The sequence below is a fragment of the Bacillus sp. THAF10 genome, from assembly GCF_009363695.1.
GTDB lineage: Bacteria > Bacillota > Bacilli > Bacillales > Bacillaceae_I > Sutcliffiella_A.
Map to the genome: position 1 here is coordinate 1005456 of NZ_CP045403.1, position 25108 is coordinate 1030563.

General features: G+C 38.6%; 29 protein-coding genes. 18 read left to right on the forward strand and 11 right to left on the reverse strand.

Annotation, left to right across the window (positions count from 1 at the left end):
* The first annotated feature begins 8 nt into the window (after nt 1-8).
* The 8 genes from FIU87_RS05405 to FIU87_RS05440 all read left to right on the forward strand — a co-directional run bounded on the left by FIU87_RS05405 (nt 9) and on the right by FIU87_RS05440 (nt 7128).
* Entirely contained in the window at nt 9-935 is a 927-nt protein-coding gene (locus FIU87_RS05405; protein WP_152443630.1) for an ABC transporter permease, read from the forward strand.
* Nucleotides 936-950: 15 nt separating this feature from the next.
* Complete coding sequence (locus FIU87_RS05410) at nt 951-1964, forward strand: ABC transporter ATP-binding protein (RefSeq protein WP_152443631.1); 1014 nt, start codon at nt 951-953, stop codon at nt 1962-1964.
* Nucleotides 1957-2970 (forward strand): ABC transporter ATP-binding protein, encoded by a 1014-nt coding sequence (locus FIU87_RS05415; protein WP_152443632.1) that lies wholly within the window; start codon nt 1957-1959, stop codon nt 2968-2970. Before FIU87_RS05410 ends, FIU87_RS05415 begins: the two co-directional genes overlap by 8 nt.
* Before the next feature lie 291 nt (nt 2971-3261).
* Nucleotides 3262-4047, forward strand: a complete 786-nt coding sequence (locus tag FIU87_RS05420) for an AraC family transcriptional regulator (protein ID WP_152443633.1) — start codon at nt 3262-3264, stop codon at nt 4045-4047.
* A gap of 80 nt (nt 4048-4127) precedes the next feature.
* A complete protein-coding gene (locus tag FIU87_RS05425; RefSeq protein ID WP_152443634.1) occupies nt 4128-4529 on the forward strand; it encodes a DUF1761 domain-containing protein in 402 nt (133 codons plus the stop codon).
* Nucleotides 4530-4553: 24 nt separating this feature from the next.
* Nucleotides 4554-5066, forward strand: coding sequence for a DinB family protein (locus tag FIU87_RS05430; RefSeq protein ID WP_152443635.1), 513 nt, complete (start codon nt 4554-4556; stop codon nt 5064-5066).
* Between the two features lie 114 nt (nt 5067-5180).
* Nucleotides 5181-6032 (forward strand): VOC family protein, encoded by an 852-nt coding sequence (locus tag FIU87_RS05435; RefSeq protein WP_152443636.1) that lies wholly within the window; start codon nt 5181-5183, stop codon nt 6030-6032.
* A gap of 100 nt (nt 6033-6132) precedes the next feature.
* Nucleotides 6133-7128: a DUF3231 family protein gene (locus tag FIU87_RS05440; protein ID WP_253905519.1), complete on the forward strand. Its 996-nt coding sequence runs from the start codon at nt 6133-6135 to the stop codon at nt 7126-7128.
* 13 nt (nt 7129-7141) lie between these two features.
* Here FIU87_RS05440 and FIU87_RS05445 read toward each other — a convergent pair whose 3' ends face one another.
* The 3 genes from FIU87_RS05445 to FIU87_RS05460 form a co-directional block, all read right to left on the reverse strand.
* Nucleotides 7142-8026, reverse strand: a complete 885-nt coding sequence (locus tag FIU87_RS05445; protein ID WP_152443638.1) for a GNAT family N-acetyltransferase — start codon at nt 8024-8026, stop codon at nt 7142-7144.
* Between the two features lie 83 nt (nt 8027-8109).
* The gene (locus tag FIU87_RS05450) at nt 8110-8289 is read right to left on the reverse strand and encodes a hypothetical protein (RefSeq protein WP_152443639.1); all 180 of its coding nucleotides are present in this window, start codon (nt 8287-8289) and stop codon (nt 8110-8112) included.
* A gap of 590 nt (nt 8290-8879) precedes the next feature.
* The gene (locus tag FIU87_RS05460; protein WP_152443641.1) at nt 8880-9848 is read right to left on the reverse strand and encodes a ring-cleaving dioxygenase; all 969 of its coding nucleotides are present in this window, start codon (nt 9846-9848) and stop codon (nt 8880-8882) included.
* A gap of 180 nt (nt 9849-10028) precedes the next feature.
* Here FIU87_RS05460 and FIU87_RS05465 point away from each other — a divergent pair, with 180 nt between their 5' ends.
* Both FIU87_RS05465 and proC read left to right on the forward strand, forming a co-directional pair.
* Nucleotides 10029-11294, forward strand: a complete 1266-nt coding sequence (locus FIU87_RS05465; protein WP_152443642.1) for a hemolysin family protein — start codon at nt 10029-10031, stop codon at nt 11292-11294.
* A gap of 106 nt (nt 11295-11400) precedes the next feature.
* The gene (gene proC / locus FIU87_RS05470; RefSeq protein WP_152446426.1) at nt 11401-12210 is read left to right on the forward strand and encodes a pyrroline-5-carboxylate reductase; all 810 of its coding nucleotides are present in this window, start codon (nt 11401-11403) and stop codon (nt 12208-12210) included.
* A 41-nt stretch (nt 12211-12251) separates the two neighbouring features.
* Here the strand turns inward: proC and msrA are convergent, their stop codons facing one another.
* The gene (gene msrA, locus FIU87_RS05475; protein WP_152443643.1) at nt 12252-13379 is read right to left on the reverse strand and encodes a peptide-methionine (S)-S-oxide reductase MsrA; all 1128 of its coding nucleotides are present in this window, start codon (nt 13377-13379) and stop codon (nt 12252-12254) included.
* Nucleotides 13380-13554: 175 nt separating this feature from the next.
* On the opposite strand from msrA, the gene FIU87_RS05480 reads away from it, so the two are divergent.
* Nucleotides 13555-14619: an SDR family oxidoreductase gene (locus tag FIU87_RS05480; protein WP_152443644.1), complete on the forward strand. Its 1065-nt coding sequence runs from the start codon at nt 13555-13557 to the stop codon at nt 14617-14619.
* A 46-nt stretch (nt 14620-14665) separates the two neighbouring features.
* Here FIU87_RS05480 and FIU87_RS05485 read toward each other — a convergent pair whose 3' ends face one another.
* A complete protein-coding gene (locus FIU87_RS05485) occupies nt 14666-15961 on the reverse strand; it encodes a sensor histidine kinase (protein ID WP_152443645.1) in 1296 nt (431 codons plus the stop codon).
* A gap of 119 nt (nt 15962-16080) precedes the next feature.
* Here FIU87_RS05485 and FIU87_RS05490 point away from each other — a divergent pair, with 119 nt between their 5' ends.
* A complete protein-coding gene (locus FIU87_RS05490; RefSeq protein WP_152443646.1) occupies nt 16081-16353 on the forward strand; it encodes a hypothetical protein in 273 nt (90 codons plus the stop codon).
* 28 nt (nt 16354-16381) lie between these two features.
* Here FIU87_RS05490 and FIU87_RS05495 read toward each other — a convergent pair whose 3' ends face one another.
* Complete coding sequence (locus tag FIU87_RS05495) at nt 16382-16897, reverse strand: MerR family transcriptional regulator (RefSeq protein WP_152443647.1); 516 nt, start codon at nt 16895-16897, stop codon at nt 16382-16384.
* A gap of 346 nt (nt 16898-17243) precedes the next feature.
* Here FIU87_RS05495 and FIU87_RS05500 point away from each other — a divergent pair, with 346 nt between their 5' ends.
* From FIU87_RS05500 to wrbA, 3 genes are all read left to right on the forward strand, one after another.
* Nucleotides 17244-18545, forward strand: a complete 1302-nt coding sequence (locus FIU87_RS05500) for a helix-turn-helix transcriptional regulator (RefSeq protein ID WP_172970965.1) — start codon at nt 17244-17246, stop codon at nt 18543-18545.
* A 12-nt stretch (nt 18546-18557) separates the two neighbouring features.
* Entirely contained in the window at nt 18558-18704 is a 147-nt protein-coding gene (locus FIU87_RS20950; protein ID WP_172970966.1) for a hypothetical protein, read from the forward strand.
* Nucleotides 18705-19037: 333 nt separating this feature from the next.
* Nucleotides 19038-19652, forward strand: a complete 615-nt coding sequence (gene wrbA, locus FIU87_RS05505) for an NAD(P)H:quinone oxidoreductase (RefSeq protein WP_152443649.1) — start codon at nt 19038-19040, stop codon at nt 19650-19652.
* Between the two features lie 36 nt (nt 19653-19688).
* Here the strand turns inward: wrbA and FIU87_RS05510 are convergent, their stop codons facing one another.
* Nucleotides 19689-20012 carry a hypothetical protein gene (locus FIU87_RS05510; protein WP_152443650.1) on the reverse strand — a complete coding sequence of 108 codons (324 nt, stop codon included), beginning with the start codon at nt 20010-20012 and terminating at the stop codon, nt 19689-19691.
* Nucleotides 20013-20155: 143 nt separating this feature from the next.
* Here FIU87_RS05510 and FIU87_RS05515 point away from each other — a divergent pair, with 143 nt between their 5' ends.
* Nucleotides 20156-20983, forward strand: a complete 828-nt coding sequence (locus FIU87_RS05515) for an aldo/keto reductase (protein WP_152443651.1) — start codon at nt 20156-20158, stop codon at nt 20981-20983.
* Between the two features lie 228 nt (nt 20984-21211).
* Here the strand turns inward: FIU87_RS05515 and FIU87_RS05520 are convergent, their stop codons facing one another.
* Nucleotides 21212-21997 (reverse strand): FixH family protein, encoded by a 786-nt coding sequence (locus tag FIU87_RS05520; protein WP_152443652.1) that lies wholly within the window; start codon nt 21995-21997, stop codon nt 21212-21214.
* Between the two features lie 147 nt (nt 21998-22144).
* On the opposite strand from FIU87_RS05520, the gene FIU87_RS05525 reads away from it, so the two are divergent.
* Complete coding sequence (locus FIU87_RS05525) at nt 22145-22567, forward strand: GNAT family N-acetyltransferase (RefSeq protein ID WP_152443653.1); 423 nt, start codon at nt 22145-22147, stop codon at nt 22565-22567.
* A gap of 29 nt (nt 22568-22596) precedes the next feature.
* Here the strand turns inward: FIU87_RS05525 and FIU87_RS05530 are convergent, their stop codons facing one another.
* Nucleotides 22597-23487: an RluA family pseudouridine synthase gene (locus FIU87_RS05530; RefSeq protein ID WP_152443654.1), complete on the reverse strand. Its 891-nt coding sequence runs from the start codon at nt 23485-23487 to the stop codon at nt 22597-22599.
* Between the two features lie 159 nt (nt 23488-23646).
* On the opposite strand from FIU87_RS05530, the gene FIU87_RS05535 reads away from it, so the two are divergent.
* Nucleotides 23647-24042 (forward strand): DUF5365 family protein, encoded by a 396-nt coding sequence (locus FIU87_RS05535; protein WP_152443655.1) that lies wholly within the window; start codon nt 23647-23649, stop codon nt 24040-24042.
* 36 nt (nt 24043-24078) lie between these two features.
* Here FIU87_RS05535 and FIU87_RS05540 read toward each other — a convergent pair whose 3' ends face one another.
* Together FIU87_RS05540 and FIU87_RS05545 are read right to left on the reverse strand one after the other, a co-directional pair.
* A complete protein-coding gene (locus FIU87_RS05540; protein ID WP_152443656.1) occupies nt 24079-24549 on the reverse strand; it encodes a thioredoxin family protein in 471 nt (156 codons plus the stop codon).
* Between the two features lies 1 nt (nt 24550).
* Nucleotides 24551-24985 (reverse strand): disulfide oxidoreductase, encoded by a 435-nt coding sequence (locus FIU87_RS05545; protein ID WP_152443657.1) that lies wholly within the window; start codon nt 24983-24985, stop codon nt 24551-24553.
* Nucleotides 24986-25108 lie beyond the last annotated feature (123 nt).

Sequence of the window (25108 nt, forward strand, 5' to 3'; positions counted from 1 at the left end):
GAATTAACATGTTGATTTTTATCATACGAAGACTTTTTCAAACGATACCAGTTTTGTTTGGAGTGACGTTAGCAGTTTTCATGATGGTGCACTTGATTCCAGGAGATGCTGCTCAGATTATGGCTGGTGAGCAAGCGAGTCCTGAACAAGTAGAAGCGATGAGGGACAAGCTTGGTCTGAATGATCCATATCATATTCAATATATTAATTATATAACCGGAGCTATACAGGGGGACCTTGGTACTTCTGTACGTACAAACCGAGATGTTACATCGGAAATTTTCACTAATCGATTTTGGATAACGGTGGAGCTAGCCATTTGGGGAACTATTCTATCCGTGTTCCTTGGCCTTGTTGCAGGAATTATTTCGGCAACTAGAAAGTATTCCTTTGCCGACACTTCTCTTATGATTGTAGCTTTGTTCGGTGTTTCCATGCCAAACTTCTGGCTTGGAATTTTGTTAATCTATTTGTTTTCCGTAAACCTTGGCTGGTTACCAGTTGCAGGGTGGGGGAATGATTGGAAGCAAGTAATTCTACCTGTCATAACGCTTGGAACTGGTGGTGCTGCCATCATTGCCCGTATGACACGTTCAAGCATGCTCGATGTTATTGATCAAGATTATATACGTACAGCATATGCAAAAGGTGTAAGCGATAAATATGTTATTTACAAACATGCTTTAAGAAATGCTTTAATTCCAGTAGTAACAGTAGTAGGTTTACAGTTTGGTACATTATTAGGTGGAGCTGTTATTACAGAGTCTGTCTTCGCCATTAACGGTTTAGGACGACTAATTATTAGCTCGATAACCATGCGTGATTTCCCAATGGTGCAAGGAACCATTCTTGTTAGTACGTTACTGTTTGTAATGGTTAACTTCCTTGTGGATATTGCCTACAGAGTTATTAATAAACGTATAGACCTTAACTAAAGGACGGTGAAGAACATGAATACAGCGAAAAACGAAAATATATTAGAAGTAAAAGGTTTGCGCACCTCCTTCTTTACAGACGAAGGAGAAGTAAAAGCGGTTGATGGTGTAGACTTCTCAATTGAAAAAGGTAAAACAATAGGAATTGTTGGAGAATCAGGGTCTGGTAAAAGTATCACTTCTCTTTCTATTATGAGACTGGGTGATGGGAAAATTGTCGGTGGAGAAGTAGTTTTCAAGGGTGAGAACCTATTAGATAAAACCAAGAAACAAATGATGAACCTTCGTGGAAATAATATTTCCATGATTTTCCAGGAGCCAATGACATCGTTAAATCCGACATTAACCTGTGGAGAGCAAATTGCTGAATCAATCCGGATCCACCAAAAGCTTGGCCGTAAAGAAGCATGGGCAAAGTCAGTGGATATGCTTCGTCTTGTCGGTATTCCTTCCCCTGATAAACGCGCGAAGCAATATCCGTTCGAGCTTTCCGGTGGGATGCGCCAGCGAGTAATGATTGCCATTGCACTAGCTTGTAACCCTGAATTGTTGATTGCTGATGAGCCAACAACAGCACTTGATGTTACGATCCAAGCTCAAATTTTAGAGTTAATGAAAAAGCTTCAAGATGAGCTAGGAACTTCCTTAATGCTTATCACTCATGATCTTGGAGTAGTAGCGGAAATGTGTGATAACGTTGCAGTTATGTATTGTGGAAAAGTTGTAGAGTATGCAGATGTGAAAACGATTTTTACAAGTCCTAAACACCCGTATACTGTAGGTCTACTAAACTCTGTACCAAAGCATGATGAAGACGTGGAGGGAGAACTATCCGTTATTCATGGTTCTGTTCCGAGTCCTTTCAATTTACCTCAGGGCTGTCGCTTTGCACCTCGTTGTCCACACGCGAAAGAAATCTGTCATAGTAGTCTTCCAGAATTGAAGAAGACAGAAGATGGTGACCAGGTTCGTTGCTGGATTTATACAGATAAGTGGGAAGATGAGGAGGTTGCAGCAAGCCATGAGTAATCAAACATTGCTAGAAGTAAAAAACCTTAAGCAATATTTCCCTATTAAAGGTGGAATATTCGGAAGAACGGTAAATCACGTAAAGGCAGTGGATGATATCAGCTTTACGGTGAAAGAAGGAGAAACGGTTAGTATCGTAGGGGAATCAGGCTGTGGTAAGTCTACAACAGGTCGTGCCATTCTTCGTTTAGATAATCCTTATTCTGGAGAAGTAAGCTTCCAAGGAGAAGATCTACTCGCATTAAGTAAGGCGGAAATGAGAAAGAAACGTAAGGACCTGCAGATTATTTTCCAGGATCCATATGCATCTCTCAACCCACGTCAAACAGTAAGTCAAATCTTAGAGGAAGCATTAGAAATTCAAAAGGTAGTACCGAAAAAGGATCGCAGAAAAAAGATTATTGAGCTACTAGAAACAGTTGGAATTGGTGCTCATCAGGTGGACCGCCATCCACATGAGTTTAGTGGTGGTCAACGCCAGCGTATCGGTATAGCCCGTGCATTATCTGTAGATCCAAAGTTAATTGTATGTGATGAAGCAGTATCTGCTCTTGATGTGTCTATTCAAGCGCAAGTACTTAATTTATTGAAAAAGCTACAAAGTGAATTTAAGCTGACGTATCTTTTTATCTCACATGACCTTGGTGTTGTTCGTCATATATCGGACCGAATTATTGTTATGTATCTAGGAAAAATAGTAGAAATTGCGGATAAAGATGCACTTTTTGCTAATCCTCAGCATCCATACACAAGGGCACTTCTTTCTGCCATTCCAAGTACAAATCTTGAAGAGAAGAAAGAACGTATCATCCTAAAGGGAGACGTCCCTTCACCAATTGATCCACCACAAGGGTGCCGTTTCCATACACGTTGCCCATTTGCTTTTGATCGTTGCAGATCAGAAGAACCACAGCTTCATGCTGTACCAGGAAAAAATCAACAATCCGCTTGTCACCTTGTAGAGGATGGACAGGTAGATTTCTCACAATTAAAAGCAAATTATTAACCAAAAACCACTCTCAAGCAATTTTTGAGGGTGGCTTTTTTTTAGTGATAAAATGAATTTATTAAAGGCTGTTTTCGTAAACTTTGATGTTACTGCGATTAGTTAAGACACCCGTAATCAACGTTGCTGTCATGCTCTTTTCGTAGAGATAGTTTTAAATCTATGGCAATTTATCATCCCAGAAAGATAGGAAAAAGTCCTAATGCCGACTTTTCCTATTTAATAAAACAATCTTTTAGAAAAGAGCATTATTAAAAGATACAAATGAGGTGACTGTTTTTGTACTATCGGATGATTAAGCCTACTGCAGCACTTTCTCCTTGGGTGGAATGTTACTGGCAGGTGCAGTTTGAGAGTGGATTAAATGTAAAAGAAGAAACAATCCTGCCTAACGGGAAGGTAGAAATGATTTTTGCATTACAAGGAAATTATCAAGTGGTAAACAGAAAAACCAAACATGTAAAAGAAGCCTGGCTTTCGGGGTTACAACTTGAACCTTTGCATATTGAGTATAGTGGCACTTCAAATCTGGTGGGTATTCGCTTTAAGCCTTATGGATTGTTTCCTTTCTTGACAATTCCAATATGTGAAACGGCGAATTTTGTGGAGCCATGCTCAGATATATTTGGTTCGGTGTATCAACAACTTTATGATGTGCTTTTACAATTAAATCATGAATCGTATATTGGGCAGAGTATCGATCATTTTTTGCTAAACCTCATTAATGAAATGAAAACGAAGCAATACAAATTAATGAAAGAAATCTCTTCTCAACTGCAAAAGAACTCAAATCAGGCAATATCTGATTTGGCTCTTAATCTTGGCTATACAGAACGCCATTTAACGAGATTGTGTAGGGATCAATTTGGGGTTTCTCCAAAAATGATTGCACGGATTTTTCGCTTTGAAAGAGCTCTCTCCAATCTATTTGGCTGTCCTGATGCCCCAAATGTCAATCGTGCTATTGAGCTTGGCTTTTACGATCAATCACATTTTTTAAAGGAATTTAAGAGGTTTTCTGGGATGACTCCAGAAGTATATAAACAGAAAGCGAAAAACGCTAGTAATTTCCTTTAAATAATGTCCTATTTTTACAATACATCACAATAGGCAATTTATTAAAATTTAATGAAAGAAGGAGGAGGGAGGTGGATTAGGTGGATGTAGTAGAGGGCATCAGTTTTTTATCGGTCTTGCTAGCAGCAGTTTCTGCATTTCTAATTGGAGGTATTTGGTACACTGTACTTTTCGGAAAAGCATGGATGAAAATACATAACTTTAGCGACGAAGAGTTGAAAAAAAGTGCACCGAGGGTATTTGGTGGCTCCTTTGTCTTGGCAATTATCATTTCCTATTCATTAGCGATGTTTATTGGACCAAATAGTACTGCTAGCTTTGGGGTGTTTGCTGGATTTATGGCAGGGGCATTTTTTGTTGCTGCTGCTCTAGGAATTACTTATTTATTTGAACGCAAACCATTCAAGCTTTTCTTAATTGATGCAGGGTATCATATTGTGACTTTTACATTAATGGGATTTATTTTGGGCTTCATGTCCTAATCATTTATCTAAGGGGGATTTATTATGGAAGCGTTACTTTTTAAACAGATGGAATTTGTACGAAAAAGAACGTTAGCAGCATTGGATGCAACAGAGGAAAGTATGGCAGATCAGCTGCTGGATGGTGTAAATAATACGTTGCGTTGGAATTATGGTCACATTTTTGTTTCGCATGATACATTGCTTTATCCGTTAATTGGGAAACAGCACCATGCCTCTGAAGACTTAGTAAAGCATTTTTCGATGGGCACTAGTCCCAAAGATTGGATAGGTAATGGACCGTCATTAAAAGAACTCAGACAATATCTAGAAGAGCAGCCAGAGAGAATGAAACAAGACTTCGCAGGTAAGCTTGAAGAACCCCTGCAAAAACCTTTTAAATTAGGGGAATATGAACTGGTTTCCGTTGGGGAAGTATTAAGCTTTGCTATTTGGCATGAAGGCTTGCATCAGGGTACGGTGAACACCATTAAACGTGCTCTAGGTGTGGAGGATTTATGGAGTCCTGTTAAAGAAAAGCAAGATCAGCATATATAATAGAACAAATCGACCGCGGAGGCTTTCATGGCTTTCGCGGTTTTATTATAGGAAAAACAAGTCCTTTGTGGTAAAATATCTTTAATTCGAGATATATTATTAGGAGGAAGAAGAATGGCGAAATTTCATCAAGCTCCAGCCACATTTGTTGGAGAGGTCTACTTACAGATACAAAATCTCAGACGCTCTATAGAATTTTATACAAATGTTATTGGTTTCAGGCTTTTAATGGAAACAGAAACAAAAGCTACTTTTACAGCTGATGGAACTACTCCAATCCTCTCTGTAGAGCAAAGGGAAGATTTTCAGCCAAAACAGCCACGCACAACGGGATTGTATCATTTTGCCCTATTGCTGCCATCACGGGAAGACTTGGGGAGTATGTTGCAGCACTTTGTTTCGAACAATATTCGGCTTCAAGGCGCTTCGGATCATCTTGTAAGTGAAGCGCTATACTTGAGTGATCCTGACGGAAATGGAATTGAAATCTATTGTGATAGATCAGCTTCCACTTGGACCTGGAAGGGAGAAGAAGTAGAAATGGCTTCGGTGGCGTTAGATGCAGAGTCTCTTTTGGAAGAAGGCAGCAAGAGTAAGTGGAGTGGCCTGCCTGAGAAAACAATAATGGGACATATCCACCTGCATGTATCAGACTTAACAGCAGCGGAAACGTTTTATACAGAGCTACTCGGCTTTGCAGTTGTTACTCGATATGGTGGTCAGGCATTATTTATATCTACTGAAAAGTATCACCATCATATCGGCTTGAACACTTGGAATGGTGTAGGTGCACCAAAGGCACAAGCAAATTCAATTGGGTTAGGATGGTATACGCTTGTTTATCCTTCAGAAGGAGAGAAACAGGCTGTGGTGAGTGCACTGCGAGAACAAAATATTCCTATCGAAGAAGAAAATGGCGCTTTCTTTACTACAGATCCATCAGGAAATAAAATTAGATTGGTTTAAAACAGTCCTCTAGTAGAGGTCTGTTTTTTTCATTCGAATAAAACCCAAGTAAATGAAGCAACTTAAAAGGAAATAATGGAATTATGGGAGTTTTTAATTGATGGAACATAACATTCAGCTGACAACACCAGAGATAGCAGCTCTGTGGACAACCTACATACAAAATAGTGCCACCAATTGTTTCTTTAAGCATTTTCTTCAAAAAGTAGAAGACTCAGAAATTGAAAAAGTAGTAAAGGAAGCACTTTTTCTAGGAGAAAAATATAACGAGGAGATTGTGAAAATTTTTTCCTCTGAGGGTTTTCCTATACCAGATGGATTTTCTGATAAAGATGTGTATCTTTCTGCACCACGAATTTTCACCGATCTTTTTGCATTAAGCTTTGTTTATCGTGTCGGACAGATGACCGTTCCATACTATGCTTCTGTGTTAACAAAAATTGCTCGCAGAGATGTGGTTGCATTTTTTGATGAATGTTTAAGAACATCTGTCAAGCATTACCGCAATGCCTTAGAGCTGATGCTTGGAAAAGGAGTATATGATAGACCACCGAAAATCCCCTATCCGAAGAAAGTCCACTACATACATGAACAGCAATCTATGCTTGGTTCATGGTTTGGAGATAAACGCCCTTTAAATGCGATGGAGCTAGGGGAAATTTTTTATGTCATTGAAAGAAATTATATTGGACTGGTGATGCTCATTGGCCTCATTCAAGTGATGGAAGATAAGGAAGTGAAAGATTATTTAGTTAAAGGGAAAAAATTAGCGGAGAAACAAGTGGAAGTCTTTAATAAAGTATTAAAGGAAGAAAACCATCTAGGAAATATTCCGGTTAGCATGGAAGTAACAGATTCTACGGTTTCTCCATTTTCGGACAAGTTGATTTTATTCTTAATAACTGCCACAAGCTCTGCTGGCCTTGACTTGTTAGCATACGCAATGGCAACTTCCTTGAGAAAGGATATTGCCACTCACTATGCAACCATTATGGTAGAGGTAGCTAAATATGGAGAAGATGGCTTAGAAATGCTCATCAAAAGAGGGTGGATGGAGCAGCCACCGCAAGCGATGGATCGAGAAAAATTAAGGTGATAAAAGCTGGGAATCATTTAATGATTTCCAGCTTTTTTACATAGTAATGGAGTTGATGGTCTACGTGAAATCCCACCCGTTCATATATTCGAAGCGCCTTTTCATTCGTTGCTTCCACACACAACTGCAAACTTAAGATGCTATCAAACGAGAAAATCCAATTCACTGCACCTAAAAGAAGCTGTGCTCCTATTCCTTTTCCTTGATGAATGGCGTCAACTGCGAAAAATTCAATGCTTGCTTCTCCAAAATTCGGTTCGATTTCCACATAAATGTACCCAGCTAGTTTTTTATTCTCTTCTACTACAAACACTTTTCGATTCTCATTTATTCTCTGAATAATTTCTTCTCCACTATAGTATGTGTGAGGAAAAGCAAGGTCATGAAGTCTCGTAAATTCAGTATGTAAATAAGAAGGAAGCTCCTCTAAACAATACGATACAGTACTTTCGCTTTTTTGCTTCGTTAAGATCGCCTGTTCACTTTTTTTACTAAATGAAGCTTTTTCAGCAAGAGCTGTGACGGTAGTATTACTTCTATCGGGAAAAAGAGAAACAGCATGGATTTGTTCTGGAAGATACTTTTCCAATTCAAAATAAAGCTCGCTAGCAAAATCGGAATGTGGTTCTGCAACAAACGGCCCGAGAATTTCCGCTGAGTGCTGCTGCAAATCGGCATCAAAGCCAATAACTCCTATAAGGGTATCTTTATCGTAAGCGAGCAAAAACGATTGTTCATATGGCACCTCAAGCTCCGACTTCAACATAAACGCTAGTTCCTGCTTGTTTTTGCCACAGTATCCAATATGATGTGAGCTTGTCTTATTTAATGTAGCAATAAAGGCGGCCACTTCCTCTATCGTATCTCTCGATGGTGTACTTACAATATGTCCTGTCATGGTTTTTTCACCTCAAAAAAACAACTGGGTATGCGCGCTTACCCAATTGTTTCAGATAATTACAACTATTATACCATAAAATCTTAGCGGTTTATGAGGTTCCGTACCCCTAGATAAATTAAGGCAAGTGAGAATATTAAAACGGTAATAACGCCAACGATGCTTGTAACAGGCTCCAATGCAGCAAACGTTCCAGTCATTGGTACTCTAAGAAGTCCAAAACCTGCTAGCATGGCAGCGAAAAATAATAAGACTCGTTCCATGTGACACCCTCCTTTCCCTTTGCTACCACTATATGTATCTAGGCTTAAACTTGTCAGCGCTTTCAAAAAATAAAATAAAATTACTCTTTTCTTTATGAGTGTTGCTTTTAATCAGGAAAAAGTCAGCTTTAGGACCTTTTCTAATCCTCAGATAAGCTAAATTACATATTTATATCTCCTTGTTCGAAAAGAGCACGACAGCACATGGTTTACGGGATTCTTAAAAATACGTAGTAGCAACTAAGTTTGCGAAAACAGCCAATAAAAAAGAAGCTGGTACAAAATTTAAAACACAAACAAAAAGACGAACAATATTAATGCCGGCATTAAATACCGCTATTGATTTCCGTGCAAGACTTCGCTTTCCGCGAGTGACCCGTGAGCCTCCTCGGCTTCGCCTGCGGGGTCTCACATTGGCCACTTCTCTAAGTAGGAGTCTACGTCTTGCACTCCAATCAACCGCTGGTGTCGTTTAAGCAGTAAAAGCATATTTTAATACTAAAAAAACCGAACTGATTTGATCAAATACTCCAATCAGTTCGATTTTTACTTAGGGTAGAACTCTTTTGTCCCAGCATCATCTACATTAATTAATTCATTTCTAACGGCCTTAAACTTTTCTCAATTTCCTCACGCTTCTGCTCTAAAAATGGCGGAAGTGCTAACGTTTGTCCTAACGAATCTTGTGACTCATCCACATCAAACCCAGGGGTATCGGTAGAAAGCTCAAAAAGAATTCCGTTGGGCTCTCTAAAATAAAGTGCTTTAAAGTAATACCTTTCCACTTCTCCGGAATTAGGCAATCTGGTTTGTTTAATCCGCTGTACCCATTGCTGGTACTCTTCTTCATTGGGAATACGAAAAGCAACGTGATGAGCCCCGCCACGACCTAAGCGTTCTTTCGGCAAATCTGGTCTTACTTCGATATGAACCTCAGCGCCTGAACCGCCTTCTCCTGTAGCAAACACCTCTATATCAGGAAAATCCCCTTTTAAAGATGGGTACGAGCCAACATAGCGAAATCCTAAAATGTTCTTAAGAATACTTGTGGTAGGAGGGGCTGATTTTACCGTCAGGGTAACCGGACCTAACCCGAAGATTGCGTGCTCTATCGGGATATCCTTATGCTCCCAAGGAATTCCAGCTGACACACCTTCTTCGTGGTTATCTGCTACAAGAAGTAGCTTTGTTCCTTCAAAGTCTTCAAAGGATAAAGTATCTCGATTTGCTCTTTTTTCTATCTCACCGTGTTTTACGTTAAACTTCTCAAATCGTTGTTTCCAAAAGTGTAAAGATTCTGTTGTAGGAACTCTTAGGGAAGTTTGAGATATGCTAGATGTTCCTTCGTAATTCCTGCCAAGACTCGGTATATCAAAAAAGGTTATTTCGGTACCTGGACTACCCTTTGCGTCGCCATAAAATAGGTGATAAGAGGAGGTATTGTCCTGATTTACTGTTTTTTTTACAAGGCGCATACCAAGAATTTTTGTGAAAAATAGATAGTTATTCTCAGCTTTTGCTGTTAACAAAGAAACATGGTGCAATCCTAATAGGTTCATTATGCATTGCTCCTTTATATGGAATATTATCTTGAATTCAAGATAATTATATCATGATTAGTTTGAGTGAACAAATTTTAGAAAAATGCAAATTTTTAAGGTTTTTTTTGCATTTTTATTGCTAAATCGTTCATTTCAAAATATATTTATAATATAAATATGCAGGAGAGTGATGAGAACTTGGATAGTATACCCTATGACTCGATAATTTTATTAGGGGCATTGTTAATATTATCAGGATATTTTTCCGCATCGGAAACAGCCATTACGAGCGTGAATAAAGTGCGCCTTCGTAATCAGGCAGACAACAATGCTAGAGCAAAACGCTCCTTAAAAATGGCGGAGAACTTTGATCAAAGCATTTCTACCATTCTAATCGGTAATAATATTGTAAATATTGCGCTTGCTACCATCGCGACAAGCATCGCCACCCAAATTTATGGGACAACAGGTAGTACGCTTGCGATAACAACAGCTGTTATCACCGTTTTAGTCCTTATTTTTGGAGAAATTTTGCCAAAATCATTAGCAAAGCAATTTGCCGAAAAGTATCTATTAGTAATATCAGCTTCTTTAATGACAGTCATGAAGCTCTTTTATCCGATCACCTGGTTATTCGTGCAGCTAAGACGTGGTCTTAACGTTCTATTTGGGAATGGCAAAGAAGAACCGACAGTGACAGAGGAAGACGTCATTGCGATGGTGGAAATCGGAGAAGAGGAAGGGACATTTCTCACACAGGAAAAAGAGTTGCTTCATAATGCAATTGCTTTCGATGATATTGTGGTCAAAGATATCTTAACACCAAGACCTGATGTTGTCGCAGTTTCAAATGAAACCTCCATTGAAGAAATTAAAGATATTTTTATAAAAGAACAATATTCACGTTTACCATTATACGAGAACTCTATAGATAATATAATCGGCGTTATTTCACATAGAGACTTTTTCGCACAATATGTACAAAATCCGGATTTTTCCTTAGAAGAGATCGCCAGAAAGCCATATTTTGTTATTGGTTCTGCAAAGATATCCAACCTCCTAAAAGAACTGCAAACTTCACAAAATCATTTGGCCATCGTGCTGGATGAGTATGGGGGAACCGCAGGGATCATTTCGATTGAGGATATTATTGAGGAAATTGTCGGGGAGATCTGGGATGAGCATGACGAAAACGAAAATTTAGTAGAAGTGCTTGACGAACAAAAATTCCGAATGGACGGCAGGCTACCTGTAGAGGATTTCTCAGAGCTCTTGCAGTTTGATGTTGAGGAAACAACGGCCAATACTTTAGGTGGCTGGATATCTGATATGCTTGGCTATCTTCCGAAAAAGGGAGAGCGAGTCGAGTATGAAAGCTTTGTCATTCTTATTGAAGAAGTGAAAAAGCACCGCATTCAAAAGGTTGTTGTCGAAAGAAATTTGGATATTGTTTATTCCGCATAAATATAAAAAGCCTAAACCAAATGAAAAATATGGTTTGGGCTTTTTTGATGTTGGCATTCTCATTCCTCATTCTATATAATCGAACAGGAGGAAGTGATAGTTTATGATGAACAAAACGATTGGTTTTATTGGTAGCGGAAAAATGGCTGAGGCGATTATTGGTGGACTAGTTAAATCAGAGATAACCCAAGCATCTGCCATATACGCAAGTGCAAAAACTGAAGAAACCGTAACGAAAATGAGAACAAAATTCGGCATTAATACTACCACAAATAATGTAGAAGTGGCAGAACACGCGAATATTATAATTCTAGCTGTGAAACCAGATTTACATGCAAGTGTGGTTGAAGAAATAGCAGACAGAGTAAAATCGGATGCATTAATTGTGACGATAGCAGCAGGTATTACGTTATCCTTTCTGGAGCAAGCGTTTGGCAAGGGTATAAAGGCTGTACGAGTAATGCCTAATACCCCTTCTCTAGTTGGTGAAGGAATGAGCGTCATTTGTGCGAACGACCGAGTAGAAGAGGAAGAATTAAAGGCAGTTATTCGTCTCTTTGAAAGCTTTGGAAAAGCAGAAGTTCTACCTGAAAAACTAATGGATGCAGTGCCAGCAGTTAGTGGATCCTCTCCAGCCTATGTGTACATGTTTATCGAGGCATTGGCAGATGGAGCTGTAAAACAAGGCATAGGCCGAAAGCAAGCATACACGCTTGCTGCCCAAGCAGTGTTGGGTGCAGCGAAAATGGTGCTTGAAACAGGTAATCACCCAGGTGAATTAAAGGACAATGTATGCACACCTGGTGGTGCCACGATTGAAGCAGTCGCTGCCCTAGAAAAAAATGGACTCCGTGCTGCAGTTCTGGCTGCAATGGATGCCTGTACCGAAAAATCAAAAGCGTTGAAGGACTCGTGAAAAAAATATACCCCATAAGATGTGATGGGGTATATTTTTTCTTATTTAAACAACTCCAAAAACTCCCCATAGCCTTCCTCTTCCAGCTTATCCTTTGGAACAAACCGAAGCGCGGCTGAATTGATACAATATCGAAGTCCGGTTGGATCAGGGCCATCATCAAAAACATGGCCTAAGTGAGCATCACCAAGCTTACTCCGCACCTCAATTCTAGTTTGAAAAAGTCCTTGGTCTTCTAATTCCACAATGTTTTCCTCCACAAGCGGCTTGGTGAAGCTCGGCCAGCCTGTACCGGAGTCGTATTTGTCTGTTGAGCTAAAAAGTGCTTCTCCAGAGATAAGATCCACATAAATTCCTTCTTTTTCAGAATCCCAAAATTCATTATTAAAGGGCTCTTCCGTTCCATCTTCCTGTGTCACGTGGAACTGTTCAGGAGTTAACACGTATCTTAATTCTTCTTTAGATAAATGCAGGTAGGTCTCATTGTCCTCAATGGCGGAGACACTAACTGTTTTATCGTCACCCCAAACCTCTTCTATGAACGCGTCTCGACCGGAGTTTTCGCGATAGTATTTGTAGCGGATAGAGTTTTGGAGGTAATAATCCTGATGGTAATCCTCGGCTACGTAAAAGGTTTCTGCACTAGTAATTTCCGTCACAATTGGCTTATCAAACCGGCCTGAATCTTCAAGTTCTTTTAACGATTTTTCGGCGAGTTCCTTTTGTTTATCGTCATGATAAAAAATACCAGAACGATATGGTGTGCCTCTATCAACAAATTGACCATCATCATCAGTGGGATCCACCTGTCTCCAAAATACCTCTAAAAGTGTCTCATAATCTATGATGTTAGGATTATAGGAAACAATGACGGCTTCTACATGTCCTGTATCTCCTGTGGTTACCTGGTCATAAGCGGGGGTTTCCACAGTCCCACCAGTATATCCAGACACAACCTCGTATACACCAGGTAAATCCTCAAACGGTGGTTCCATACACCAGAAGCACCCTCCTGCAAACGTTGCGTAAGCTCGATCTTCGCTTTCGTTTAAATCATAGGGAATACTACCAAGCGATTTTTGGGTTAAGGCGGCATATATCTTGGGTATAAACAAATAGGCACCTATGCACACAACCGCTAACATAATCCACATCATGTATTTTTTCATCACAAACAAACTCCTTTTTGAAGTTTTCTTATTTCCATTATAATGTATGAGAACCGTTTTCAATAATAATAAGCGGTTTGCTGCAAAATTTTCCAAGTTTTGATTTATGTGTGTTTCTATATTAATATGATAGTAGATTTGATTGAAAAATCATGTTCAACGATGGAGGACTTCAATGAATATATTTTTAACTGGTGCTACTGGTTTTTTAGGAGGAAGATTGGTACAAAACCTCTTAGAACAAGAGCATACTGTCTTTATACTTGCACGGAACCTTGAGAAAGCGGAAGGCATGAAAGCAAGATTACCACACTCATTTCAAGAGAGAGTGCATATCATTCAGGGCGATATTGTTCAACACAATTTAGGGATTGCTAAAGAAATGGTTAAGAAATTGATAAATAATATAGATGTTTTTTATCACCTTGCCGCACTCGTAAAGTTTGATCATGATTTACGCGATACGCTCATGCTATTAAACTATGAAGGAACGAAAAATGCTATTACATTCGCCCATGAGATCAAAGCTTCCACGTTTTTTCACGTGAGCACGGCATATACTGTGGGCACTTCAAATAAAGGCAATGAAACATTATATGATGTAAATCAGGAATTTAATAATCCGTATGAGGAAAGCAAGGCATTAGCTGAGAATGAAGTAATGAAGTATAGCGATAAGATGAATGTTTCCATATTCAGGCCGGCCATTATTGTAGGCGATTCCAAAACTGGAGAAGCAGACTCGACCTTTACCTTGTATGGCTTTATGAGAGGCTTAGAGCTGTTTAAAAAACGGTTGGAAAGAAAGAATTATCCTGGTAAAGTACACCTTATTGGATCAAAGGATGGTACTTCCAATCTCGTACCTGTGGATTATGTTGCGGACATCCTAACATTGGCGGCAAAAAGGGCGGAAAGAAACAAAATTTATAACATCACCAACCCCGCTCCTCCTACTAATAGGGAGATTTTAGAGACGATTAAATATCATCTTAACTTTGAATCATTAGGAATCTATGAAAAAGGGACAAGTTTTTCCCTCACTCCAGTGGAAGAACAATTAAACAAAATGATTGACGTTTTTGGACCTTATTTGGATAGAAGTATTCACTTTGAGGATAGAAATACGCAAGGGCTGTTAAAAGAAAGCCCAATCGCACACTTGAATATGACAAATGAAATCTTAGAAATTATTGTTCGCGCCTATTTTTCACAAGAAAAAGATGCTATAAAGCTATAAGGAAAAGGAGTGGAAAGCTAATTCCACTCCTTTTTTGTATGTATCCTTACACCGTTTTCTCTAACACATTGCTTTTTTTCATTTGAGCAGGAAGAGACAGGACAAGTGATTTTTTGAACAAGCTACTTTTATATATCACATCCCCACCGTGAGCAAGAATAAGAGTATAAGCGTGGTAAAGGGAAGGGTCGGATTGATTATCAAGTATCGCAGAAAGGTGCTCAAACGATTTTCCTTGCTCATTTTGCATAAAGCCCTTAGATAACTCGACTTCAAACATCACTTCATTTTGATGTAGATAGTGATGAATGGTTAGGTTTTTTCTACTACCATGATCGATGCAATTTTTGAGTAGAGTTAACATAGCCTCCGATAACATATTCATATTCCCTCTAATTCTAAAACTTCGACTGCTGTTAATTTTTATTGTTGATTGTTGGTTTTCTGCGTATGCTTTTAAAGAACTCATCACGTTATTTAACAAATCAGTGGAAGAGATACTTCTCGATGGTGGGGGTTCTACTTTTGCCAATTTGAAGTAAGATAGAAATATTTTCTCCGCTCTATGTAATTCTTTTAAAATAATGGGGACATATTCTTTATTCGTTTTATTTTGCTCTGCACCCAAAATCTCCGTAAAGCCTTTTACAAGGGTTAGTGGTTTATGCACTTCTTCTGAAATATCATCTGCTAAGGTGTTAATATGGTGTAGCTTTCTAAGTTTTTTTATTTGTATTTGTAGTTCATCTAAGGTGCAGAAGTACTCAACTAAGTAAAAAACGAGCATGGTATAGGCAATAACAAGGAAACCTGAGGAAATGACTTGAAACACATAACCCATCATATTTGTTGGAAGGGGACTCTTCTCAGTTAAAATAGGTAAAAGATGTTCAAGGACGTGAAAGGAAAAAGCAATAAAAGAAATAATCAATGCAATTTGGTATTTCGTTGATTTACTGAAATTGCGCCATTTGTCTTGTACAAAAAAGGGAATCAATAAGATGCAAGGAGTAAACAAATAGGTTTGTAGAAAGCTTGGTGGAACTGATGAGTAAAAAGGATAGATAAAAACAGCTCCAAGAGTTAAAAATCCAGCCAAAAATCCGCTATATAATACAGCCATCAAAATAGGAATAAAGGCAAAATGAAGGACTATATTATCCGAAATGGTGATAGGAAAAAGTATACATAGAATCGAGGAAGCAGAACAAAACAAAAATGCAAAAAGCTGGCGAATAAACGCAGATGGCGTTGCTTGACGTTTATAAACGAACTCATAATAAAATACAAGAGGGACGACCATAAAGAATAATTGTAGTAAAATATCTTTCAGTACATTCATTACTAAACCCCTTATCGTGTTGGCAATTGCAATAGGTACTAATAATTTCAAATTACCATAAATAGAAAGAAAATTCTAGACAATTCAAAAAAATTGTAGAAACTTGGAGGAATAAAAAGATGAAGGAGAAGGTCATCACACTATACAAAATGCTGTGGAATAACCGTTCGATGGAGAGTGGAAAAGCGATGGACGAGATAGAAATGCTTCATCAGGCAATCCGCGTAGAATTGTTGGATGAATTAACACATCCAAGAACAAGAAAGCAGCCATCCGATAAATACCTATTAGCCATGAAAAGAATTCTCCATTCTCCATTAAAGGAAGCAGAACAGCTTGCACTTATTAGAGAATTTACTTTCGTATTTGAGCAAATAAAAAAAGAAGGCTGACCAACAGATTTGTCGAAGGTCAGCCTCTTTATAGTCCGAAAATGGAGCGGAACATATTTTTTCGTTTTGTCTTTGAAGGATTTTCATAATCAAAAACCAAAGGGGGATCCTCTGTTGGTGCAGACTTCCCATTGGACTTATCGAGCTTTTGTTCTAGCATTTCTACTTTTTTTGTCAATTCTTCAATTTCCTTTCTTTGCTGAAGAAGCTGATAAGATACAACCTCGTCTGCCTTCTGATGCAATAGCTGCTCTGTGCGCATAATTCTTTCCGTTAAAGCCTTTATTTCTTTCCCTGTCTGTGAAGGCCCTCTTGTCAGGCTTTCTTCTATTTCAGTTTCTTCCTCTATCTCTACCATTTCCATTGTCCCAGCGGTCTCTGAACTACCTTTCATGGTTTCTAATAATGCTATTGCTTCCTCGTCATAAACATAGTGGCCATAATCGTTCTTTGTACAAGGTATTTCATACTTCTTTACCCATTTTCGGACGGTTCTTGGAGCCATTCCTAATTCTTTTGCCACTTCATGTGTTTTTAATAGCATTCCATATCCCTCCCTTTGTACTTAGACTATTTATACATTTTTCCTTGAATTCCTTCACACTAGACAAAACTAGTTATTGTTCGCCAAAACTAGTGAGGATATAACAATGGATATGTCTATATGCACATCTTTTGTCAATTATTCCTAATCAAATATTCCTAGATAACTATTAAAAAAGGATTACGGATGGACCTAAACCTTTTATAATAGAAAGACAAAGGTCTTTAGTCTCTTTGACATACAAACGCATCTATTGTAATCTGAATTTTTAGAAATCTATCCATCATTTGACTTACATATCGTCTTCTTATAAGCGAAAATAGAATATAGCGAAGGAATGATCCATATGATACATCTTAATCAAACCACTGCGAATACAACAAAAATGGATATAGGAAGCAAAATAAAATTTTTTCGCATACAAAAAAATCTGAAGCAGGAAGATCTGGCAAAAGGAATCATTTCTGTTTCCTACTTATCAAAAATTGAAAATAACCTCACTTCCCCTAGCGAAGAGGTACTCCAACTTTTATGCAAACGACTGGATGTAAGCTTAGCTGAACAACAGGATGAGAACATTTTCGAAGAACTTTTATCCTGGTACAAGTCGATGATGTCAAGTAGAGGAGAAAAGGTTCACACCTTGTATGAAGAATTCTCCAATAAGATACAATCTGCAGATACAAAAACCTATATGTATTTTGTGCTTTTTGAACTAAGGTATTATCTATACATGAAAAACCTTTCTCATTCTAAAAAGCTTATAGAAAAGCTTCAGCAGTTTATGGATGTTTTTGACGTACCAATGCATTACTATTTTCAAAAGTTTTATTCGATTTTTGAATACAATCATAATAACTTCAATGAATCGTTGGTGCATCTGAAAAAGGCGGAGCAGCTACTACATCGTAACCCCATCATTGACAAGTTTGAAGAAGCCGATTTGTTTTACTTGTTTGGATTAACGTATAGTCAAACGATGAAAGTCCCACTCAGTATTACCTACACCACCAAAGCACTCCAAGCATTTCAATCAATTTATGATTTTAAAAGAAGTGCAGAATGTCAGGTGCTTTTAGGAATTTCCTACCGGAGAATAGGAGAGTATGATCGTTCTGAAGAAAGCTACATACTTGCGCAAAAGCTTTCTGAATCTCTAGGTAACTCGTATTTACAGGAGCTTATTTATCATAACCTTGGGAAGTTATATGCTATGCAAAATCAACAGACAGAGGCGATTAGAGAATATGAAAAAAGCTACGACCTTTCCAAAAATGAAATTTCCCTAAGAAATGTAAACTCTGTTTATTGCATTCTATTAGAATATGACAAAATGGGAAATCAACTGCAATGTAAAAAATGGCTGCAAATAGGGAAGGATTTACTTAAATACCATCAGGATGATATTGAATACCATTTATATTTTACCTTCCATGAATGCATTCTTTTAGGGGAATATGACCGGTTCGATGAGATTTTTCAGGAAAAGGGTTTACCGTATTTTCAAGATAAGGGCATCCAAGAACCTATTATCATCTATTCAGAAATCCTTGCTCAATATTTTGAGAGTACCTATAAATACAAAAAAGCAAGCTATTATTACTCCATGTGCTATAGAGAGCTTAAGAAACAAACATTTTTACAGTAGGGAGGTAGGACCATGAAAAAGAAGCTTATTGTTGCAACTTTAGCTGTATTTTTTCTTTACGGAGGTGTTATTGGAACAGTGATGCAAGTAGCTCCATCTCAACAAGAAATGCACCTAGTTACAAAAGATATGCATCCAGAACCAATCGAAACTGTGTAATTTGAAGAAAAATCAAAATGTCTACAAAGCGGAGAGAATCAAAGAAGTTTCTAACTGGTGATTGGAGCAAAAGGCGGAGACTCCCGCGAGAGGAGACCCAGCAAGGCGAAGCGTGAAGAGGCTTCCAAATCGCCCTGAAGGCCGTGGAGCTTTTTTAGCAGAAATTGAAAGCTAGTACTCAAATCAGAGGCTGCCCAAAGTAAACTATTTATGACTTTGGGCGGCCCTTTTTTTCATGGTGAAAATTGTTTGAATTCAAGATATATGGGTAAAGGATAATGTAGCAGGAAATAGTAAATTGAACATGAAACAAAAAAAGGAGAGGTTTGGGAAATGGAGACAAACGTAAAGTTAGCCATTATCTATTATAGCTCCACTGGTACAAACTATAAGCTAGCACAAACAGCAAAGGATGCGGCAGAATCTATTGGTGCCCAAGTAAGGCTTTTAAAAGTGAAGGAAACCGCTCCAAAGGAAGCCATTGAGTCTAATGCTGCATGGAGTAAGCATTATGAGGAAACAAAGGATGTTCCAGAAGCAAGCTTGGATGATTTAGAGTGGGCAGATGCGTATCTTTTCTCCGTACCAACTAGATATGGAACCTTGCCTTCTCAAATGAAGTCATTTTTAGATACCACAGGCGGCCTTTGGGCTCAAGGGAAACTCGCGAATAAAGTGGCAAGTGCCATGACCTCTGCGAGCAACCCCCATGGAGGACAAGAGCAAACTATTTTAAATTTATACACGATCATGTACCACTGGGGAGTAATCGTCGCTGCTCCAGGCTACACAGACAGCGTTATCTTTGAAACTGGCGGAAATCCATATGGAACAAGTGTAACAGCAGATCAAGATGGCAACTGGAAAGATGATGTAGCCGCAGCCGTCACCCATCAGACAAAAAGAACGCTTCAGGTAGCTTCTGCAATAAAACATGGAATGCAATAGAAAAAACACCTGTCATTTGCTGTGACAGGTGTTTTCTTAGATTCGGGTTTTGAATTTTTTTAATAAATAGGACCGCTGAACAAACAGATAGGCCAAATAAACCGTCACACAAAAAATCGCTGCAATCATATTAAATAGCATTCCGCCAATGTAGATAAGTCCTTCTGCATGATAGGTGAGAAAATACCAAACACTTGTCGTGATAAACCACGTAAGAATAATAAAGGAAAGACTGATGCTGGTGTGAAAAAAGAAGGCACCTTTTCGAACCACCATGTAGGAGACATAAAGATAACTCACCAAAACAGATGAAACAATGGCTAACACATTCAGCAGCATAATGTAATCATACATCTCCATGTTAAAACTCCTTTGGAAGGGGGAGACCCTTTTTTAAAGTATATTAAAGGACAAAATTAGGAGTGAGTGACAAAGCAAAATATTTGCATAATCTCACCATTAGAGGATAATTAAAGTATTCTAAAAATGGAAGGTGAGAGAGAATGAAAAGTTTAGCATCTACAACTACACTACATAATGGCGTTAAAATGCCTTGGTTTGGTCTTGGGGTATTTAAGGTTGAAGAAGGCCAACAGGTGGAAGATTCCGTAAGAATGGCGATCAATGCAGGCTATAAAAGCATTGATACTGCAGCGATTTACAAGAATGAAGAAGGTGTCGGAAAGGCAATCAAAGAGTCAGATGTTCCCCGTGAAGAACTTTTCATTACTACAAAGGTTTGGAATGCTGATCAAGGCTATGAATCTACCCTACAAGCATTTGAGGATAGCATGCAAAAGCTAGGCCTTGATTATTTAGATCTTTATCTTGTTCACTGGCCGGTAAAAGGGAAGTATGTGGATACTTGGAAGGCACTGGAGAAGCTTTATAAGGACGGAAAAGTGAAAGCAATTGGGGTAAGTAACTTCCAAATCCATCATTTGCAGGATATTTTAGATGTGGCGGAAATAAAGCCAATGGTTAACCAAGTTGAGTACCATCCGAAGCTCTCTCAAGTAGAACTTTTAAACTTCTGTAAAGAAAACGGGATTCAGCTTGAGGCATGGTCACCATTAATGCAAGGTCAGCTTCTTGATAACGAAGTACTTGCAAGTATAGCGGCTACCCACAACAAATCCGTTGCCCAAGTAATTCTTCGCTGGGATCTTCAGAACGGTGTGGTAACGATTCCTAAATCCGTCAAGGAGCATCGCATTAGAGAAAATGCCGATATCTTCGACTTTGAGTTATCTGTTGAAGAAATGCAGAAAATTAATGGTTTGAATGAAGACAAACGAGTTGGTCCAGATCCTGACAATTTTGACTTCTAATGAAAAAAGCTACCACGCAGATTGAATGTGTGGTAGCTTTTTTGATTGGATTAGTTTAGGGCACACCTAGTGAAAACTAAGGTGGCTGAAAAACCGTCAAGCTGGCTGGAAAATCTAAAATGTGGCTGGAAAATCCAAAAAGTGGCCGAAAAATATAAATTGTTGCTGGAAAATCCAAAATGCGGCTGAAAAACCATGTCTTACACTTTCCAAACTCAACTAAAAATCTTACTCAACCTCCACTTCTTCCTTCTGATGCTCATGCAGCTCATCCTTTTCCACATGAATTTGCACGTAATGAAGGCCAGTTTCCTTTAAAGTTGCTTTTGCTTCATATACGCCTTCACTAACTTCCTTTGCATCAATAAACACATGATTCTCTGAGTCCTCATGCCACACCTCAAAGCGTACATTTGCTCCTTCAAACTCAGCACCATCTCGCGTCAGCTCGGTTGTCAAAGTAGTTTCCTTATTCGCAGAAACCTTCGCGTCTGTTAGCAAATTCATAGTTAACGTATTGTCATGTCCATGACTATCTTCGTTATGATGGTCTGTTTTCTCGTGTTCCTTATGGTCATGACCCTCTTCTTCATGATCATGCTCGGTATCTTCTGGATGACCAACCGTGAACTCCACTCGTGGCATCACGTGCATTTCTCTAGCTGTAGTGTGGGCAACAACATAGTAAACAGCTTCTTCTTTAAAGGTTTTTTCTATGGAGTAGATGCCATCTCCATCATTTGAAGCTTCTACCATTTCATGATTCTCTTCCTGGCCTTTTTTCCAGATCTCAAATTTCACTTCCGAGGCGTCATCGACTTTTTCCTCTCCTTGGGTAACGAAGGCTTCTATTTTGACTTTCTTATTAGGCTCAGCGTGTTCTGGTAATTTCACTTCAACTTCTACCATGGCAGGCATTTCGTCGCTGTTGCTATTTTCTTTTTGCTCAGCATTACCACATGCCGCCAGTACAAGTAGTGTAAGGAAACCGATAAATATACTAAATTTTTTCATGTAAAACGCTCCTTCCATAATGCTTAATATTATAACTAGAATCCTAACGTTTTTTTATAAAAAAAGGATCAATCCTGTGAACAAACATAGTACTATATTGTTATTGGGAAAAACTTCAACCTTTATTCATGATGGGAGCTGTATAAGATGATAAAAAAATTGATCACAGAGGAAGAATTGCTACAAGGATTTGATGTGTTACAGGAATTAAGACCGCATTTGGAGCAAACAACTTTTCTAAAAACATACGAAGCCATGAAACAAGAAGGCTATGAGCTGTATGCTCTTTATGACGAAAATGAGGCAGTTGCTGTAACTGGAATTATTACTCTAACAAACTTTTATGACGGTTATCATATTTATGTGTATGATCTTGTGACAAAAAGTACGGAACGATCAAAGGGATACGGAGAAAAACTTCTCCATTTCATCGAGGAGATGGGGAGAGAGAAAGGCTGTGAAAATGTAACGCTATCGTCTGGTTTGGTACGGGTGGATGCTCACCGATTCTATGAAGAGAGAATGAAGTATGACAAATCAAGCTACGTTTTTAGGAAAAATCTTCTATAAAAAATAGGCTCCTATTTTGGAGCCCATTTTTACGTTAACGAGAGCTTGGCAGGACCAAAATCTTTAGGTAATGGTGCTTCTGCTGTGATCGTAGAATCGTTGAACGGATGTGGGACAGCAAGCTTCCAAGCGTGAAGGCTGTGGCGGTGGTACTTGTTTTTTGCTCCGTATAATGTATCTCCAAATAACGGATGACCAATGCTGCTTAGATGAACTCTAATTTGATGAGTTCTCCCGGTATCAAGATGTAGCTCAACAAGTGTCAGGTTTTCGCTGGAAAATTCCTTGATAACCTTAAAATGGGTTACAGCCCTTTGCCCTGAAGGAGAAATCCTTCGTCTTTGTGCATGATGACGATCCTTCCCAATAGATTTCTCAATCGTACCTTGTTTTGTTTTCATGATCCCTTCCACAAGGGCCAAATACGTTCGTTTGATTTTTCTTTCTGCAAGTAGCTTATCTAGGATTGCGCCACTCATTGCATGTTTTGCAAACAGTATGCAACCACTTGTATCCTTGTCTAGTCTGTGTGTGTGTCTAACTTTTGCCTGAATATTAGTTTGTTGAAAATAATAGGCAACACCGTTTGACAAGGACAAATGGTCAGTTTCAGAGGAAGGATGTGTATCAACACCAGCTTTTTTATTAACAATCAATAGGTGTTCGTCCTCTGCTAACACATCAACAGGCATAGCTGTGGCTTGCGGTTCCACTCTTTCTGGAAAAATAGGAAGCGTGATTCTATCACCAGACTGAAGCGGTTTTGTCCAAAGAGGGTGATCATCATTAACAGTTACCTTCTTAGACATACGCATTTCGTGTAGTAGCTTTTTAGGTACGAGCATGTCTGCCTTTAAAAAGTCTTGTAAATTCATGTCTGGGGGGTCTTGTATCACAAGACTTATTGTTTGAATGACCATGTCTATCTCCTTCTTTCTTAATTTTTACTTGGGAAAACGCGCGCTTTACGCTTTAGAAGTTGTCGGAAATAGTCATAGGATTCCATTAACTACCTCCGCCATCGTTATACTATTTGTGTTACTCTTTTCATATATAGAAGTAAAAAAGGTGGGTTTTACGTGAAAGTAGTACTTGCATCAACTCCAGAACAGGAGGAGTATATCGGTGAACTAATTCAGCATTTATTGACTAATATTCTGCCCTATTATTTCACAGATAAAGAGATAGAAAACCTCCAAACCGAAACAGTCCACGATACCTTTTCAAATTACAACGGAACGCTGACAGAAGCATTTCACATTATCTCAAGCTTGCAAGCAATGATTGCAGTGATTGAATCTGTACAAAAAGAATCCATCCTCACTAAGCATCGAGACATCTTTAGACGAAATGTTATTAGTCTTAGAGAATTTGGCTTTAGCTTCCCATATGGACTAGATCAATTCACAAAAAAAAAGAATAACGGCAGCTTTTTTAGTAAATTTATGCGAGCTTCCAACCAATACTTAGTGTAACAAAAAACTCCTGGCACATAGCCCAGGAGTTTTTTGTTATTCGCCTAGACCTTCAAACCAGCTTGAAAACACGCTGTGGTCTTGGTGATAGTTTGCTAATCGGTCCACTTCTTTGCCATCTTCAAAATGGATAAAGGTTGGAGTAGATTCAATAGCATATTCGTTCCAGCCTTCTTCAAATTCCAACAGGTTGTACATTTCTAAATCAATTCCCATTTCTTCTGCCATTGGAACAACAACCGGACTGGTTTGTTGACACGCCGGGCAATCTGATTTATAAAAATACACCGTTTTTGTTTCTCCAGCATCTAAATCTTCTTTTAGCTCGTCAGGTGTAATCACGTTTTGATATAGCGGATCATCTAATTGCTTTTGTGTTTCAGGATGAAGCTTGCTTTTACCAAAAGGATTTCCCTCTGCATTTTGTGTTTGCTGAATGTTGGTAATGACGACTAAGGCAATAAAAATGGCCATAATAATTCCTACAAAGAGTATTAGCTTTTTCATCTTAGTTCCCTGCTTTCTTTGCTAGATTTTTTACATAGAATAAAATGATGGTAATGACAGTAAAACCGATAAGTGCTAAAAATGGTATGGTGATGAACCCTAACAAGTTAATATACTGTCCTGTACATGGAACAACTCCACATGAAATGGAATTTTCCCCGAAAAAAGCGACCTTTTGTACTAAATAGTGATAAATGGAAATAGATCCACCGATGATGGAGAAGGGTAGGGCATAGGTAACAATCCCCGCATCTTTTTTTATCGCTGCAATTCCGAGTAACACCACAAGCGGGTACATAAGTATACGTTGGTACCAACATAGTTCACATGGTATGTACATCAATACTTCTGAAAAATACAAGCTGCCAAGCATGGCCACCAAGGCGGTTACCGCTGCGGCTAGCAAAAGGTTTTCAATTCTTTTGGAATGATCCAACAGTCTTCGCCTCTCTTGATTTCAAGATACTTTTCTTAAAATTATAGTCCTAACTTGGCGCTAATGCAAAGGTATTCCCAAATGAATAATGTGAACGTTTTATGACTTGCTTTTCTATAAGCA

Coding starts and splice junctions, on each gene's coding strand:
- FIU87_RS05405 (WP_152443630.1), top strand. CDS start 9: ATGTTGATTTTTATCATACGAAGACTTTTTCAAACGATACCAGTTTTG.
- FIU87_RS05410 (WP_152443631.1), top strand. CDS start 951: ATGAATACAGCGAAAAACGAAAATATATTAGAAGTAAAAGGTTTGCGC.
- FIU87_RS05415 (WP_152443632.1), top strand. CDS start 1,957: ATGAGTAATCAAACATTGCTAGAAGTAAAAAACCTTAAGCAATATTTC.
- FIU87_RS05420 (WP_152443633.1), top strand. CDS start 3,262: ATGATTAAGCCTACTGCAGCACTTTCTCCTTGGGTGGAATGTTACTGG.
- FIU87_RS05430 (WP_152443635.1), top strand. CDS start 4,554: ATGGAAGCGTTACTTTTTAAACAGATGGAATTTGTACGAAAAAGAACG.
- FIU87_RS05435 (WP_152443636.1), top strand. CDS start 5,181: ATGGCGAAATTTCATCAAGCTCCAGCCACATTTGTTGGAGAGGTCTAC.
- FIU87_RS05440 (WP_253905519.1), top strand. CDS start 6,133: ATGGAACATAACATTCAGCTGACAACACCAGAGATAGCAGCTCTGTGG.
- FIU87_RS05445 (WP_152443638.1), bottom strand. CDS start 8,026: ATGACAGGACATATTGTAAGTACACCATCGAGAGATACGATAGAGGAA.
- FIU87_RS05450 (WP_152443639.1), bottom strand. CDS start 8,289: ATGGAACGAGTCTTATTATTTTTCGCTGCCATGCTAGCAGGTTTTGGA.
- FIU87_RS05460 (WP_152443641.1), bottom strand. CDS start 9,848: ATGAACCTATTAGGATTGCACCATGTTTCTTTGTTAACAGCAAAAGCT.
- proC (WP_152446426.1), top strand. CDS start 11,401: ATGAACAAAACGATTGGTTTTATTGGTAGCGGAAAAATGGCTGAGGCG.
- msrA (WP_152443643.1), bottom strand. CDS start 13,379: ATGAAAAAATACATGATGTGGATTATGTTAGCGGTTGTGTGCATAGGT.
- FIU87_RS05480 (WP_152443644.1), top strand. CDS start 13,555: ATGAATATATTTTTAACTGGTGCTACTGGTTTTTTAGGAGGAAGATTG.
- FIU87_RS05485 (WP_152443645.1), bottom strand. CDS start 15,961: ATGAATGTACTGAAAGATATTTTACTACAATTATTCTTTATGGTCGTC.
- FIU87_RS05490 (WP_152443646.1), top strand. CDS start 16,081: ATGAAGGAGAAGGTCATCACACTATACAAAATGCTGTGGAATAACCGT.
- FIU87_RS05495 (WP_152443647.1), bottom strand. CDS start 16,897: ATGCTATTAAAAACACATGAAGTGGCAAAAGAATTAGGAATGGCTCCA.
- FIU87_RS05500 (WP_172970965.1), top strand. CDS start 17,244: ATGATACATCTTAATCAAACCACTGCGAATACAACAAAAATGGATATA.
- FIU87_RS20950 (WP_172970966.1), top strand. CDS start 18,558: ATGAAAAAGAAGCTTATTGTTGCAACTTTAGCTGTATTTTTTCTTTAC.
- wrbA (WP_152443649.1), top strand. CDS start 19,038: ATGGAGACAAACGTAAAGTTAGCCATTATCTATTATAGCTCCACTGGT.
- FIU87_RS05510 (WP_152443650.1), bottom strand. CDS start 20,012: ATGGAGATGTATGATTACATTATGCTGCTGAATGTGTTAGCCATTGTT.
- FIU87_RS05515 (WP_152443651.1), top strand. CDS start 20,156: ATGAAAAGTTTAGCATCTACAACTACACTACATAATGGCGTTAAAATG.
- FIU87_RS05520 (WP_152443652.1), bottom strand. CDS start 21,997: ATGAAAAAATTTAGTATATTTATCGGTTTCCTTACACTACTTGTACTG.
- FIU87_RS05525 (WP_152443653.1), top strand. CDS start 22,145: ATGATAAAAAAATTGATCACAGAGGAAGAATTGCTACAAGGATTTGAT.
- FIU87_RS05530 (WP_152443654.1), bottom strand. CDS start 23,487: ATGGTCATTCAAACAATAAGTCTTGTGATACAAGACCCCCCAGACATG.
- FIU87_RS05540 (WP_152443656.1), bottom strand. CDS start 24,549: ATGAAAAAGCTAATACTCTTTGTAGGAATTATTATGGCCATTTTTATT.